General features: G+C 69.8%; 17 protein-coding genes, 1 tRNA gene and 2 pseudogenes. 10 read left to right on the forward strand and 10 right to left on the reverse strand.

Features of this window, described 5'->3' with window-relative positions:
* Nucleotides 1-80: 80 nt before the first annotated feature.
* Nucleotides 81-157: transfer RNA gene (locus SLAV_RS01925), tRNA-Met, on the reverse strand.
* 637 nt (nt 158-794) lie between these two features.
* Here SLAV_RS01925 and SLAV_RS40785 point away from each other — a divergent pair.
* The 7 genes and pseudogenes from SLAV_RS40785 (at nt 795) to SLAV_RS01965 (ending at nt 4624) form a co-directional block, all read left to right on the forward strand.
* A complete protein-coding gene (locus SLAV_RS40785; RefSeq protein ID WP_158740501.1) occupies nt 795-956 on the forward strand; it encodes a hypothetical protein in 162 nt (53 codons plus the stop codon).
* A gap of 66 nt (nt 957-1022) precedes the next feature.
* Nucleotides 1023-1161 (forward strand): annotated as a pseudogene (locus tag SLAV_RS43350) (IS630 family transposase); the annotation flags it as partial.
* Nucleotides 1162-1603: 442 nt separating this feature from the next.
* Nucleotides 1604-1972: a PRC-barrel domain-containing protein gene (locus SLAV_RS01940; RefSeq protein WP_030226654.1), complete on the forward strand. Its 369-nt coding sequence runs from the start codon at nt 1604-1606 to the stop codon at nt 1970-1972.
* A gap of 643 nt (nt 1973-2615) precedes the next feature.
* Complete coding sequence (locus SLAV_RS01950; protein ID WP_158740499.1) at nt 2616-3200, forward strand: hypothetical protein; 585 nt, start codon at nt 2616-2618, stop codon at nt 3198-3200.
* 129 nt (nt 3201-3329) lie between these two features.
* Complete coding sequence (locus tag SLAV_RS01955) at nt 3330-3668, forward strand: PRC-barrel domain-containing protein (RefSeq protein WP_100661235.1); 339 nt, start codon at nt 3330-3332, stop codon at nt 3666-3668.
* Between the two features lie 245 nt (nt 3669-3913).
* Nucleotides 3914-4210 (forward strand): hypothetical protein, encoded by a 297-nt coding sequence (locus SLAV_RS01960; protein ID WP_030226647.1) that lies wholly within the window; start codon nt 3914-3916, stop codon nt 4208-4210.
* 237 nt (nt 4211-4447) lie between these two features.
* A complete protein-coding gene (locus tag SLAV_RS01965) occupies nt 4448-4624 on the forward strand; it encodes a hypothetical protein (RefSeq protein ID WP_234333442.1) in 177 nt (58 codons plus the stop codon).
* A 51-nt stretch (nt 4625-4675) separates the two neighbouring features.
* Here the strand turns inward: SLAV_RS01965 and SLAV_RS01970 are convergent, their stop codons facing one another.
* Together SLAV_RS01970 and SLAV_RS01975 are read right to left on the reverse strand one after the other, a co-directional pair.
* Nucleotides 4676-4864: a DUF6381 family protein gene (locus tag SLAV_RS01970; RefSeq protein ID WP_030226645.1), complete on the reverse strand. Its 189-nt coding sequence runs from the start codon at nt 4862-4864 to the stop codon at nt 4676-4678.
* 88 nt (nt 4865-4952) lie between these two features.
* The gene (locus SLAV_RS01975; RefSeq protein WP_030226642.1) at nt 4953-5789 is read right to left on the reverse strand and encodes a YihY/virulence factor BrkB family protein; all 837 of its coding nucleotides are present in this window, start codon (nt 5787-5789) and stop codon (nt 4953-4955) included.
* A 247-nt stretch (nt 5790-6036) separates the two neighbouring features.
* On the opposite strand from SLAV_RS01975, the gene SLAV_RS43560 reads away from it, so the two are divergent.
* Nucleotides 6037-6468: a VOC family protein gene (locus SLAV_RS43560; protein WP_394298612.1), complete on the forward strand. Its 432-nt coding sequence runs from the start codon at nt 6037-6039 to the stop codon at nt 6466-6468.
* Here SLAV_RS43560 and SLAV_RS01985 read toward each other — a convergent pair.
* Together SLAV_RS01985 and SLAV_RS01990 are read right to left on the reverse strand one after the other, a co-directional pair.
* Nucleotides 6414-6773 carry a nuclear transport factor 2 family protein gene (locus SLAV_RS01985; protein WP_030226639.1) on the reverse strand — a complete coding sequence of 120 codons (360 nt, stop codon included), beginning with the start codon at nt 6771-6773 and terminating at the stop codon, nt 6414-6416. The genes SLAV_RS43560 and SLAV_RS01985 overlap by 55 nt on opposite strands.
* A gap of 24 nt (nt 6774-6797) precedes the next feature.
* Nucleotides 6798-7583, reverse strand: coding sequence for an SDR family oxidoreductase (locus SLAV_RS01990; RefSeq protein WP_030226632.1), 786 nt, complete (start codon nt 7581-7583; stop codon nt 6798-6800).
* Between the two features lie 96 nt (nt 7584-7679).
* Here SLAV_RS01990 and SLAV_RS01995 point away from each other — a divergent pair, with 96 nt between their 5' ends.
* Nucleotides 7680-8207, forward strand: a complete 528-nt coding sequence (locus SLAV_RS01995; protein WP_199922130.1) for a winged helix-turn-helix transcriptional regulator — start codon at nt 7680-7682, stop codon at nt 8205-8207.
* A gap of 51 nt (nt 8208-8258) precedes the next feature.
* On the opposite strand, the gene SLAV_RS42110 is transcribed toward SLAV_RS01995, so the two are convergent.
* From SLAV_RS42110 to SLAV_RS02010, 3 genes and pseudogenes are all read right to left on the reverse strand, one after another.
* Complete coding sequence (locus SLAV_RS42110) at nt 8259-8414, reverse strand: hypothetical protein (protein ID WP_234333465.1); 156 nt, start codon at nt 8412-8414, stop codon at nt 8259-8261.
* Nucleotides 8415-8491: 77 nt separating this feature from the next.
* Nucleotides 8492-8584: pseudogene (locus SLAV_RS42115) on the reverse strand (NADP-dependent oxidoreductase); the annotation flags it as partial.
* A gap of 51 nt (nt 8585-8635) precedes the next feature.
* Nucleotides 8636-9565: a GlxA family transcriptional regulator gene (locus SLAV_RS02010; protein WP_335341784.1), complete on the reverse strand. Its 930-nt coding sequence runs from the start codon at nt 9563-9565 to the stop codon at nt 8636-8638.
* A gap of 184 nt (nt 9566-9749) precedes the next feature.
* Here SLAV_RS02010 and SLAV_RS02015 point away from each other — a divergent pair, with 184 nt between their 5' ends.
* Nucleotides 9750-10847, forward strand: a complete 1098-nt coding sequence (locus SLAV_RS02015; RefSeq protein WP_051840396.1) for an HD domain-containing protein — start codon at nt 9750-9752, stop codon at nt 10845-10847.
* Between the two features lie 268 nt (nt 10848-11115).
* Here SLAV_RS02015 and SLAV_RS02020 read toward each other — a convergent pair whose 3' ends face one another.
* Together SLAV_RS02020 and SLAV_RS02025 are read right to left on the reverse strand one after the other, a co-directional pair.
* A complete protein-coding gene (locus SLAV_RS02020; RefSeq protein ID WP_030226625.1) occupies nt 11116-11772 on the reverse strand; it encodes an NADPH-dependent F420 reductase in 657 nt (218 codons plus the stop codon).
* A gap of 227 nt (nt 11773-11999) precedes the next feature.
* Nucleotides 12000-12662: an SDR family NAD(P)-dependent oxidoreductase gene (locus SLAV_RS02025; protein WP_234333439.1), complete on the reverse strand. Its 663-nt coding sequence runs from the start codon at nt 12660-12662 to the stop codon at nt 12000-12002.
* Between the last annotated feature and the right edge of the window lie 78 nt (nt 12663-12740).

Raw genomic sequence — 12740 nt, forward strand, 5'->3', positions numbered from 1 at the left:
CCTGCCGGCCCGTCCGCAAACCGACGAGTCCAGCCAGACATGCTGCCGGCCCCCTCGACAGGTCGAGGGGGCCGGTGCGTTGGTAGCGGGGACAGGATTTGAACCTGCGACCTCTGGGTTATGAGCCCAGCGAGCTACCGAGCTGCTCCACCCCGCGTCGGTACGGCAAGCCTACGGCATGATCCCGACGCTGCCCGCCATGTCCCGCGGGCCGACAGATGCTGGCGGCAGAGCCGCAGTCAGTGGCGGGTACGACCCTTCGGTCTGTGGGCGGCAAAGGAGCGGCGGTCGCGAAGGGCAGCAGGTCGGTCAGAGTTTCGAGGTTGAGCGGCCTGGTCACCGGTGTCGAGGACACCTGGATGCAAAACCACTCCGAAGGCCGTTACCCAGCCGCTACAACCTGGCCGGCCGTGACCTGAGGAGGTTCGGGCAGCAGTGACGCGAGGTTGTCCCGCACGAAGTCAGCCGCCCTCTTGATCGATGCTTCGGCCCCGGCTTGGTCTTCGAAGACGCTCATGGAAAGCATCACTCCACCCCCTGCGTCAACCCAGTAGTAGGCCACGAATCCGGGTACTTGGCGGAGGAGAGGCACGAATCCCTCGTCCACTCGGCGTCCCGCCTCGGCAGGATCGCTGACCCGTTCGTACCGTCGAACCACCGCGTACATCGCTGATCTCCTCATGGATCCCGAGGTCACCTGGCGCGAAACGACATACCCCCACCGCGCGTCCGTCCCTCGCGGGATGTCCGGATGGCACTCGGGTAGACGCATCGGCGATCGAGACCGGCATCCGGTGGGGGGCGACCACGGGCTTGCCTGGGACGACACCGCCTGGTGGGCACTGGACCTCCTCCACGGAATCGACCTTCCCGCAGACGAGAGCGGCGCCTACCTGCACGACGACGAGCAGCTGCGTGCATGGCTCGCCGAGCTGAGGAAGCGCCGGACTGTGTGACATGCACATAGCTGCCGTCCCGGCTCTGGTCACTGCCAGGCTGTGCACATGGCCTAACGGGTACGGGTGCGGGAGATCGATGACGACGAGGGTCGACGACCACTGCGGATCATCCGCAGAGGCACCGGCTCAGTCGTGACGTGGCGGCGCACGCAGCTGGTCCTTGTCCGCGCAGGGCATGCCCGTGGCGGCGAAGATCGCCAAGAAGGCCCGGGGCGAACACCTCTACACCGCCGCATCAACTGGCTGAACGGGCACGCCCAGGAGAAGTACATGGGTGATGTCGTCAACAGGCGAACGTTGCCTGATGCGGCACTGGCTGCCCCGGTCACCCCCAGACCCCCAGGGTCCGGGACGTACGTCCGCGCCCCGCAGGAGCGGCTGCAGACCCGGTTTGAAGACCCTGCGTGCGCGCACCCTGCACGAGTTCCCGGACGCCGCGCAGTGGACGCAGCAGGGGCTTGCCCAGCTCCAGCGACGGCCGCCTCGGTCCCACGTCCGATCCGGGTGCGTGAAGACTGAAAGCCGGGGCAAACGAGTTCCAGGCGGGGCGCAGTTCACCCGCTGAGCACGACGCACGGAACAAGGAGGACCGGCGGGCAGTCCTTTCCCCGCCGACCTCCGTTGACCGGAGGAGTTGTCTTCGCGTGACTGACAATGTGTGGAATTACCAGCCGACCTCGGGCCTGCCGGCCGGTACGGACCTGACCGGGTACAAGGTCGAGGCGGCAGATGGCAGCATCGGCAAGGTCGACAAGCACTCCGACGAGGTGGGTGACGCCTACCTGGTGGTCGACACCGGTGTGTGGATCTTCGGCAAGGAGGTCCTGCTGCCGGCCCGTACGGTCGTCAGGATCGACCCCGAGGACAAGAAGATCTTCGTCGACCGCACCAGGGAACAGATCAAGAACGCCCCCGAGTTCCACCGCGACAAGCACCTCGGCGACACCGGGTACCGGGAGGAACTCGGCACGTACTACGGTACCGGCGCCCCCTTCGGTGGCGGCCCCATGTGATCGCCTTCCCACTGTGACGATGGTCCCGGCGCCCTTGACGGGTGCCGGGACCGTCGTCGTGGGTGGCCCTCGTCCACATCCTGCGCAGGTTGGCCTGCCGCCCCGTCAGCATGCGCGCGAGCAGGCTGCTGTTCGGCTCGTACAACGATCGGCCCGACGGCCGACGCCGCCATGCCACAGGCCTTCGGCTCCAGCGCCGTACACCCGACACCGCCGGCCCCTTTGACGCGGTCGCCACCGCGCTCGGTCCCACGGGCCTCAGTGTCATCAAAGTCATCGGACTGGCTGAGACACACCTCAGGGCCGTGCCCGGGACACCGGCCGGGGGTGGGGGCGGGGCTTCGCCCGTCCAAAAGCAAGGAGGAGTGCGTAGGGCCCGGCCGGTCCGCCGGGCCCGGCGCCCTGCCGCCATTCGGGCCCGCGATCGGCCTCAGCCGGGTGAGTGCTCGGATCGGCACTCGACCGACACCAGGGCAGCTGTGCGAACTTCGTTCGTGGCTGCGAGGCAGCCGCCGGATCCGACCTGTCCCGGCCCCTCACGCACTCTCCGCGGGAGGGCGACGCCCGGACGCGGGTGGGTGCGGCATCTCTGGAGGCAGGTCCGCCTGCGGCGGCCGGCCCGCTCCGACGTTGGAGGAACGGCATGAAGACCCGCATCTGGGCAGCACGAAGCGTCGCGACAGTATCGGGGGTGGTGCTCGCAGGGGCGCTCCTGGCCCCGTCCGCGGTCGCCCACTCCGGACCGGACCCCAAGGGACCCGGCAAGCACACCAGTGGCAAGAAAACACCCGCCAAGAAGACGCCGGCCAAGCAGGCTCCGGCCAAGCCGGTCGTCGACGGGGCGCAGCAGGGGCAGGTGGGCGGCCGGAAGTGCGTCACGAGCCGTGACGTCGCCTCCGCGGTGGTCGACTACTCCGGATCCGGACTGTTCGAGACGGTGTTCCGCTCCGCGACCGACGAGCAGGGCCACGCCTTCCTCAACGACAGCCGCAACCCCGGCGTCTGGATCAACCTCGCCCTGGTCCCCGGCGCCCCGAAGTGCGTCTACGACACCGCCCTCGCCGTGACCGAGGAAGACCCCGGGCACCTCTACATCACCCTCCTGGCCAGCAACGGCACCCTCCACCAAGCCACCTGCACCTCCACCAGCAGCTCCCCCTTCTCCCCCGCCAACCTGGCCACCGCCTGCGCGCCCGGCTTCACGGAACTCGCCGACACCCCCGTCTGACCCGGCAACAGTCCAGGGCGGGACCGTGTCGTAGCCCGGCCCCGCCCCTGGGCGCGCCTCTTCGCACCGACATGCCGCTCCCGCGGCGCCATACAGCAGAAGGACGAGGAGTCACCTGTGACCGCTGACATGTGGAGCTATAGCCCGGAGTCGCGCTACAAGCCCGGCACGCGCCTGATCGGGTTCAAGGTCGAGGCCAGCGACGGCCACATCGGCAAGGTCGACGAGCACACCGAGGACGTCGACGCCTCCTACGTCGTCGTCGACACCGGCCCCTGGATCTTCGGCAAGCACGTCCTGATCCCCGCCGGCACCGTCGTCCGCATCGACATGAAGGAGGAGAAGATCAACGTCAACCTCACCAAAGAACAGATCAAGGACTCCCCCGAGTACGACAAGGACAAGCAACGCGGTGATGCCGCCTACCGCGACCAGCTCGGCCAGTACTACGGCCGCAGCCACATGTAACGACGGTGACTGCGTGATGTCGGTGATGTGCGCCCGGCAGAACCCGCTGCCGATGGGGTGAGGGTGCAGACGGGGTCGGCGGGGGTGCAGGATGGCGTCGTACCCATTCAGCCGCGTGAACAGGATGTTCCCTATGTGGCACCGCAGGGAGCGCACGTGATTGCTGACGCCACTGTGGGCCCACACACCGTGCGTGCCAGAGTGACCTTCCTTCCGGCTCTGCCGGGGGGAGGGCCACGCCTGCAATGAGCGGGATTCGGCCGGTTCTTCGGCTCGGCGAAGTCCTGACCTCGTGCGTCGTCCGGTCGGCAGAGGGCATCGAGTCCTTCCAGCCGGAACGCGCATACGACGTCGACATCGAGATCGTCTTCTGGCAGGAGTACGGGAACCTGTTCAGTCCGGAGGCTCCCGTGAGGTTGTACGACGGCTCACGACTGATCGCTACCTGCGAGTACCTTCCCCTGCTGAAGACTGACGTCGCAGCCGGCGGTGCTTCACCGAACCGCAGCCCCGTTTCGGCGAAGCAGCCATCGATCACCTGAGGCCTGCCCGGCGGCGAGGTCGCCCAGGTCGCGCCTCACCAGTGACCAGATGCCCTCGGTCGGGTCGCGGGCGGTGCCGTACAGGCAGGCCCGGTGGCCGGCACCGGCCCCGGTCGGCGTGCCGCGCGCGTCGGAGCCCCGTCCCTCGGGGTTTGTGCCGGGTGTCCGCGGGCACGCGTCAACCGGATGCGGGCTGCAGGAAGACCCGTTCCACGAAACGTGTGAGGAGCAGCCGCCATGAAGGGTATGGAACACAAGCGCCAAACGCCCGGCATCGGGCGCGAGGAACAGGTGCAGGAGCACCCCGGCCCGGACCCGGTACATCCCGAGGCCAGCAAGCCGGTGCGGGGCAAGACGCCCGAGGACCTGCGGCGGCGGCAGGAGCGGGCTGTGACCCCTGAGGACGGCGACTGAGGACGACGACGCGCATTGACGCCGGCGTCCCCGCACCGCCCGGCCCGTTGCCTACATGGGGTCCATGGTGCCGCTGCCCCGGCCGTTCTGCTGCTCGCTCTTCTCACGGATGCGCAGGGCCTTGTCCCTCAGCCGCTGCCGCTCCGCGGGATCCGTCGCCCGCTGGGCCGCCTGCTCAAGCTCCTGGGCCTTGTCGCGCATCTCCCGGGCTCGTTCGCTCGGCCCGCTGTCGTTGCTCATGGCTCGTCCTCGGGTAGGGGAGGTGTGGTCCCAAGCCAAACAGGACCGGGCCCCGCCCGCCACCGTAGCCCGGCCGAACAGGGAAGTTTCAACCATCCCGGTCCGCGGCGCTCCTCTGGAGCAGCAGCTCATCGTGGAGCAGCCTGCCGACGAGCGCGCCCCCGAACACGACCACGCCGATGCCGACGAGCCAGGACTGGACGACGAGGACCGCGCCGAAGGGACCGTAGGTGACGGCGCTGGACGCGATCAGCGGTGAGAAGACAAGGCGGGAGAAGATCCGCAGGCCCAGCAGGCCGAGCACCGTGGCCACTGCGCCGGGCAGCAGGGCCGTCCACGGAATCCGGCCGGCCAGCAGCAGGCGCTGGGACCACCAGAAGAACAGGGTGCCGATCGCGACCGTGACGAACCCGCGGACGGGGGAATCACGCCAGGGCGAGGAGACCGCCGACAGGTAGAGCACTCCGATCAGGACGCCGAGCCACAGTGCGTGCCGCCACCTGGCCCACCAGCCTGACGGAGGCAGGTCCCAGATGCTCTCGTAGCCGCTCTGCAGAACGGTGCCGAAGGACAGGCCGAACACGGCCAGCAGCGCCAGGCCGAACGCCGTCGTTGTCCGCCAGGCCTGGCCGGGCAGGGCGAAGAGCCCCTCGATCTCCAGCCGGGCGGGCGCCGACACACCGAGCCAGTCCCCGAGCCACTGCGCGAAGCCCTGCCCGTTGGCGGTGTCCGCCGCCGAGACGACGATCAGCAGCGGCACCAGCGTCAGGAACCCGAGGGCGGCGAACCCGAGCGAGCGCTGCCACAGCGCCAGTTCCCGCACACGCACCCAGCGACGCCCCGCCCGGGTACGGCGGACCACGCTGCGTACCCGCCCAAGGGGCGCCAGCCACCGGGGACCCCCATGGCCGCTCGGGCTGCTCATGCCTGGCGACTGTCCCGGACCAGCCTTCCCAAACCCTGCGGACCCCGTGCGCCCGACCCGCACGCCGCCCGGGGCCCGGTCCGCACCGGGCTGATCGGCAGCCCCACCCCGGTGGTACCGAGCGGCCCGGAGGCGCTTCTCCTACGAGGAGGGCCATGTGGTGCGGGAGCACGTCCTGCCCGGGCCACCCCGCAGCCCCCGGCATGACACCACGTGTGCGGACGGCAGCACAGGGCACCCGCGGTTCATGACCGTACCCAAGACAAGCGTTCTCGTACTGGACTGCGCGGATCCCCCATCATCGGCCCGCTTCTACGCCACTCTGCTGGGCGCCGAGATCGGGCCGGCCGAGGGCGACGCCGACCTCCTTCTCCTCGCCGGCCCCTCGGGCATCGTCCTCGGGAGCCGCCGGTATCCGGATCGGGTGCCGCCCAGCTGGCCGATGGCCGCACTCCGTTCCGGGGGGACGGAAAACGGAGTGCGGCCACCGCTCTCGGGTGATGCCACACCGCTCAAAGGGGCAACACACCGACCCCCCGCGTGTGTCCCCTCCCAGCGGATTCAAACGCACAAGGCCTATAGGGATCTGATCCTGAAGGGCCGGAAGGAGCACGCCCAGGCGGATCAGGGCTCGATGATCAGGCGCTCGATCAGGTCGTCGCGGAGGCTGAACCGATAGCGCAGGTCGACACTGCCTCCGGGGAAGTTGCCTTCGAGGTGATGTGTGACGACGTAGTGGGTCGGATCGGTCTGCTGCGCATCGGTGAGTTCGATGGTGAAGGTGAATTCGGTGGCCGAGCGCTTCAGCCACTGTTCGATGGCAGTGGCGCCCTGATACGTATTGCCGTCGTCGGTCACCGTGGCATCGCCGGTGAAGGCGGTGACTGCGGTCGCGGTGTCACGGTCTCGGTGGGCCCGCAGGTAGCGGGTGATCGTCTGGGGCAAGTCGCTCGGGGCGATGGTGTGGGGCGGATGCATCGACATGACCGTCCTCCTGACTGCGGGGGCTCAGATGGTGGGGGTGGTCCCGCCGTCGATGACGTGTTCGGCGCCGACGATGGCCGAGGCGCGGTCGGAGACGAGGAACGCGACGAGTTCGGCGACTTCCTCCGGCCGGTTGGGGCGGCCGAGGGGAATACCGCCGAGCGAGTCCATGAGCCGGGCCAGAGCGGCTTCCCGGGTGACTCCGGCTGCCTGGGCGATCCTGGCGACCAGGTCGTCGGCGGCGGTGGTCTGGATGAAGCCCGGCGAGACGGTGTTGACGCGCACTCCGTACGGAGCGACCTCATTGGCCAGGCCCTTGCTGTAGGTGGTCAGCGCCGCTTTGGCCGCCGCGTAGGCCAGCGTTCCGTTCCACAGCGGCATGCGGCGCTGGATCGAGGTGACGTGCAGGATCACGCCTCTTCCGCTCGTGATCATGCCGGGCAGGAGGCCGCGGTCCAGCCTGACCGCGGCCAGCAGGTTCACGTTGAGTTCCTTGGCCCAGTCCTCCTCGCCGAGCGCCGCGAATCCACCGGCCGGTGCCTCGGAGCCGCCGAGGGTGTGGACCATGACGTCGACACCTCCCAGGCGTGCCTCCACTTCCGCGATCGCCCGGTCGGTGCCATCGGCGTTCGACAGGTCGGCGGCGATGAAGGTCTCTTCCTCGACCTCCTCGGGGCGGCTACGGCCGGTGACGAGCACGGCGGCGCCGGCTGCGGCGAGCCGTCGGGCGATGGCGGCTCCGGTGCCCTTGGTGCCGCCGGTGACCAGGGCACGGCGGCCTTCGAGCGATTCGCTGACGGGGCTGGTCATGGCGCCCTCCGATCCCTCGTGCGCGTGCGACGGCGTGGCATTCGGTTACTGCTAAAATAGAAGCCGCCAACTTCGACTTTAGCAGTAACTGAGGGGATGGTCATCGTGGCGAGCCGCATCAGGCTGGAGGACCGCGAGTGCCCGCTGTCCACGACGGTGGAGCACGTCGGTGAGTGGTGGACGCTGCTGATCCTCCACGACGCCTTCGACGGCTACACCCGCTTCGATCAGTTCCAGGAAAACCTGGGCATCTCGTCGAGCATGCTCACGACCCGCCTGAAAACCCTCGTGACGGACGGGTTGCTGGAGCGTCGGCCCTACCGGACCAACCCGGTCCGCCACGAGTACGTACTCACCGATCTCGGGCGCTCCCTGCGCCCGGTGATCGTCGCCCTGGCCGCTTGGGGCAATTCCCGGCTGGAGCCGCACGAACGCAGCATGATCCTCGTCGACGCGGAAAGCGGCGTTGAGGTCGAGCCCGTGGTGGTCGACGCCGGGACCGGCCGCCGGCTCGACGACAGCCGCGCCTACGTCTTCGCAGCAGGCCCTGCGGCCGGCGACGCCATGCGCGGCCGCTACGCCCACCGGCGACCACTGCCAGTGGCCCCGACGGAGGGTGCGTAAGCGGGCCACCACGAAGGGCCGGTCGCCGCACCCCGCGCCATCGGACGGCTGCTACGGCCTGAGGACGCTCTTGCCGTGGGTGTGGCGGCGTTCGAGCTCGGTGTAGGCCTCGCGGACTTGCGCGAGCGGGCTCCGATCGGTCTCGACGCCGAGGGCGAGGGCGGGCTCGACGTACCCGTCGCCGAAGGTGTCGACGAAGGCGTCCACGCCGCTGGGCGCGGCGGCCCCGATGCGGTCCGCGACACCCGGTCGCCGACCTCCTCGATGACCCCGGCGGGGTCGCTGCCCTGCCCGGACGGGAACGTCGACGGGAACAGCTCCGCCAACGCCCCGGTGAGGATGACCGCCTCGCTGGGGTTGATGCCTGCTGCTTTCACCCGTTCGAGGACCTGCCCGTGCGGTGACGGCGAACCCGGGTCGGCCGGACATCAAGCCCCTCCCGACGGAGCCGAGTTGAACGTCGCGCGGTACACGCGGGGCGATACTCCGACGTGGGCTTTGAACAGGGTCCGGAAATTGGCCGGCGTGCCCAGGCCGCAGCGTCGCGCGACCGCCTCCACGGTCAGGTCGCTCGATTCCAGGAGCTCCCGTCCGAGGCCCAGCCTTGCGTCAAGCAGCCAACGCATGGGCGGGCGGCCGGTGTCGGCGTGGAATCGGCGGATGAGGGTGCGACGGGACATCCCGGCCCGGCGCGCCAACTGGTCGACCGTGAGCGGCTGGTGCAGGTTGTGCAGGGCCCACTCGTACACCGGCGCCGGTCTGCCGTCCGGGTCGGGGGACACCGGCAGGTCCATGAACTGGGCCTGACCGCCCGCGCGGTGGGACGCGGTGACCATCAGACGTGCTCGCTGGTTCGCCAGTCGGCTGCCGTGATCGCGGCGGATGAGGTGCAGGCACAGGTCGAGGCCGGCGGTGACGCCGCCGGAGGTCAGTACGTGGCCTTCGTCGATGTACAGGGCCTCCGGCTGCACCGTCACCTGTGGGTACTGCTTCGCCAGTGCTGCTGCGTACTGCCAGTGCGTCGTGGCCCGTCGGCCGTCGAGCAGGCCGGCGGCGGCGAGGGCGAACGCGCCCAGGCAGACGGACACCATGCGACTGCCCTGAGCCGCCGCCTCCGCGAGCGCTGCACCGACCTCGGCGGAGGGCCTGTCGGGCTCCAGGTACCCCGGGACGATCACGGTGTCCGCGGTGGCCAGGGCTTCCAGGCCGGCGGCGACCGACAACACGGGGCCACCGTGCATCGTGACGGGTCCGGGGCGTTCCGCACACACCGTCAGCGCGTAGGGCCCGTCCGGCCAGCTCCCGAAGACCTGCACGGGGATCCCGATGTCGAGTGCGAGGACGTTATCGAGAGCCACCACGACCACCTGGTGCTTTCCGCCTGGCATTCCCACCTCCCACACCCATTCCGATGGCACGATTCTATCGCTGGATGGCATCCGTGCCACTGACTCCTTCGCCCGGATCGCACCTAGGTTCACCTCATGACGGATGGGGCGCACGCCCCGCTTCGGTCGCACGGTCCAAACGAAAGGGCACACCATGTCCACCGACGCCCACCTGCCCGTCTTCGAGCAGCTCCGCCTCCCCGACACGGGCCTCGCCCGGGACGCGTACGCGTACGTGGCCGGGGCCACGGCGGACTTCGTCTTCCATCACAGCGTGCGCAGCTACGTCTTCGCCCGGGCCCATGCCCAGAACCAGGGCTTGAACGCCGGTACCGACTACGACGACGAGCTGCTGTTCCTCAGCTGCGTCCTGCACGACATCGGGGTGAGCGAGGAGGGCAACGGCGACCAGCGGTTCGAAGTCGACGGCGCCGACACCGCTGCAGCCTTCCTCCGCGAACGCGGCGTCGAGGAACGGCGCATCGCCATCGCCTGGGACGCGATCGCCCTGCACACCTCGGAGGGCATCGCCGGGCGGAAGGGCACGGAGGTGGCACTGGCGCATGCCGGCATCGGCACCGACATCCTCGGATTCCGGCGCGAGGACCTTCCGCCCGGCCTCGCCGACGAAGTGCACGCCCTGCTCCCCCGTATGGACCTGGCCTACGCGCTCAGCGACGCCATCGTCACCCAGGCCAAGGCCAAGCCCCACAAGGCATCCCCGATGAGCTTCCCGGGCGCCCTGCTCCGCCGTCATCTGCCGTACGGCGCCCAACCCGACTGGTACGACCTGATCGCCGCGGCAGGCTGGGGCGACAAGCCCGTGGGCACCGCGGCCCGGCACCGCGCCGAGACGCCCGAGCAGGTGGGAGCCATGTTCATGGAGTACCTGGAGGCGGGTGACATCGAGGGCCTGGTGTCCCTGTACGAGCCGAACGCCCACTTCGTCCCCACCCCCGGAACCCACCTCGTGGGCACCGTGCCCATCCGGAAGGGCCTGCAAGAGCTGATCGACACGGGCGCCCGCCGCAAGCTCGAACTGCGAGACATCCGGCAGGTGGACGACATCGCCCTGGTATCGAACACCGCCACCCTCACCGGCGTCGGCCCCGAGCCGGTCATCTCCACCACCACGGAGGTCCTCCGACGCCAGCCGCACGGCGGCTGGGCCCACGTGGTGGACGACCCCTTCTTCGGGCACCACCGTCCGGGTGGTGATGTCGCGTCAGCCCAGGGTGCGGTCGATGGGTGAAGGCCTGGGGACGTTGCCGTGGTGCCGTGCGGGAGCGGAGACCTGTCTGCTTCGAGGAGGAAGCCGGCCGGGGCCTGAGGCCGCGCCGAACGAACCTCATGGCGGCTCTGATCTGCGTCAAGGCCGGTCACCGGCTCCGGCTGATCCACCGCATCCACCTCGACCGAGGTCGAGCCTCCCGTCGGCGCCGAGATGACGGTCGCTCGCCGCCGTGCGGAACGTCCCGAGCGGCGGCCAGGTCATGCCGGTCGATCAGGAACTCACCGCCTCAGTGGCCGGCGTCGTGCACAGCAGCGGTCGCCTGGGCGAGGTCGGCGACCTCGCCGCCGGAGCCGTACTGATCCAGGTCACCGCCGGGCGACTCGATGCGTCCGGCGTCGGCCAGGCCGCCGGCCTTCACGGGGTCGAACCCGGCCGTGCGGATCAGCCGCTCGGCCGCCGCCGCGGCGCCCCCGTCGTCCGTGGCGTAGAACAGCGCCGCCCGTCGCGGCGTACGGTTCGCGCTCGCTGCGAGCACCTCCGCGGCGAGGGTGCCGAACGCCTTGACGTAGTGGGCGTTCTCGGGCAGCAGGGCGGCGGCCACCGACCCGGCCGACTCTCCTTCGGGCAGCGAACGCATCATCTGGCCCTTTTCGTCGAAGGCGATCGGGTTCGACGGGTCGATCACGACCTTGTGCTCCAGCAGGGGCGCGACCTGCGGGATCAGCACTCTCATGGTGTCCAGCCAGACGGCGAACACGACCGCGTCCGCATCGGTGATCGCGTCCTGCACGGTGGCGGCGCGGGCGAGCGGACCGAGCTCGTCCGCGATCTCCGCAGCGCGCGCGGGGCCCTTTCCCGCCAGGACGACGCTCTCGCCCCCGGCCACCAGGTTCCGGGCGAGCGCGGCTCCGATGTTGCCGACGCCTACGATGGCGGTGGTCATCTCCGGCCGTCCTCTCCATTGACGTGGAATCGGTTCACGCTAGACGTTCGGGACATCGCGGATGTCGCACGCGTCCGGGATGTCGCCCGACAGCAGCCCGAATGCCTGATGGCCCCGGTCGACCGGCGAGGTCGGCGGCCCATCCGGCAACCTGGATGCCGGGTTCGCTTCCTACGTGATCCACGTACGGGAGTCCCCCGGCGGGGTTCGCGCCCCGCCCGTCCCCGTCAACGCATCACCAGGCCGCCGTCGACGGTCAGTACCTGGCCCGTCAGCGCGCCGGCACCCTCTCCGACGAGCATCGCCACCACAGCTGCGGTGTCGTCGGGAGTGAGCGGCCGGGACAGCGCCTGGCGCGCCGCGACCTCCTCGAACTCCTCCGCCGGCACGACGCCGGTAGCGCGAGTGCGGGTCAGCCCCGGGGCCACCGCCGTGACCGCGATCCCGTCGCCGCCGAGCCCGACGGCGAGGGCGTGGGTCATACCGATCAGCGCCCCTTTGGACGCCACGTACGCGAGCATGTGCGCGCCCGGTGGACGCCAGAACGTGTTGGAAACGATGAAGACCACCCTGCCGAAGCCCCGCTCACGCATCCCCGGAGCGAAGGCCTGGGTGAGCAGCAGCGCCGACTCGACGTTCACTGCCTGGACCTGACGCCACATATCGAGTTCGAAGTCCTCGAACGGTCCGAAGGCGACCATGGCGGCCGAGTGGACCAGGACATCGCACCTGCCATAGCGGTCCGGCACCAGCTGCGCGGCCCGGCGCACATCGGCCGGATCACCCAGATCGACCGGGACGTCGCCCGTGCGGTCGAGTACGACCACGGTGTGATCAGCCATGAGCCGCGAGGCGATCGCACCGCCGATCGTACCGGCGCCGCCGGTCACGACCGCGATCCGACGGCCCCCGGCGGTCTCAGTAGACGCCGTAGACACTGCTCAGCGCTCCTCTCACTGCCGGATCCG

Source organism: Streptomyces lavendulae subsp. lavendulae (genome assembly GCF_002803845.1).
Lineage (GTDB): Bacteria > Actinomycetota > Actinomycetes > Streptomycetales > Streptomycetaceae > Streptomyces > Streptomyces lavendulae.

What these genes read in the sequence shown, in the direction of transcription:
- SLAV_RS01950 (WP_158740499.1), top strand. Translation starts at nt 2,616, where the DNA reads ATGAAGACCCGCATCTGGGCAGCACGAAGCGTCGCGACAGTATCGGGG.
- SLAV_RS01955 (WP_100661235.1), top strand. Translation starts at nt 3,330, where the DNA reads ATGTGGAGCTATAGCCCGGAGTCGCGCTACAAGCCCGGCACGCGCCTG.
- SLAV_RS01960 (WP_030226647.1), top strand. Translation starts at nt 3,914, where the DNA reads ATGAGCGGGATTCGGCCGGTTCTTCGGCTCGGCGAAGTCCTGACCTCG.
- SLAV_RS01965 (WP_234333442.1), top strand. Translation starts at nt 4,448, where the DNA reads ATGAAGGGTATGGAACACAAGCGCCAAACGCCCGGCATCGGGCGCGAG.
- SLAV_RS01970 (WP_030226645.1), bottom strand. Translation starts at nt 4,864, where the DNA reads ATGAGCAACGACAGCGGGCCGAGCGAACGAGCCCGGGAGATGCGCGAC.
- SLAV_RS01975 (WP_030226642.1), bottom strand. Translation starts at nt 5,789, where the DNA reads ATGAGCAGCCCGAGCGGCCATGGGGGTCCCCGGTGGCTGGCGCCCCTT.
- SLAV_RS43560 (WP_394298612.1), top strand. Translation starts at nt 6,037, where the DNA reads ATGACCGTACCCAAGACAAGCGTTCTCGTACTGGACTGCGCGGATCCC.
- SLAV_RS01985 (WP_030226639.1), bottom strand. Translation starts at nt 6,773, where the DNA reads ATGTCGATGCATCCGCCCCACACCATCGCCCCGAGCGACTTGCCCCAG.
- SLAV_RS01990 (WP_030226632.1), bottom strand. Translation starts at nt 7,583, where the DNA reads ATGACCAGCCCCGTCAGCGAATCGCTCGAAGGCCGCCGTGCCCTGGTC.
- SLAV_RS01995 (WP_199922130.1), top strand. Translation starts at nt 7,680, where the DNA reads ATGGTCATCGTGGCGAGCCGCATCAGGCTGGAGGACCGCGAGTGCCCG.
- SLAV_RS02015 (WP_051840396.1), top strand. Translation starts at nt 9,750, where the DNA reads ATGTCCACCGACGCCCACCTGCCCGTCTTCGAGCAGCTCCGCCTCCCC.
- SLAV_RS02020 (WP_030226625.1), bottom strand. Translation starts at nt 11,772, where the DNA reads ATGACCACCGCCATCGTAGGCGTCGGCAACATCGGAGCCGCGCTCGCC.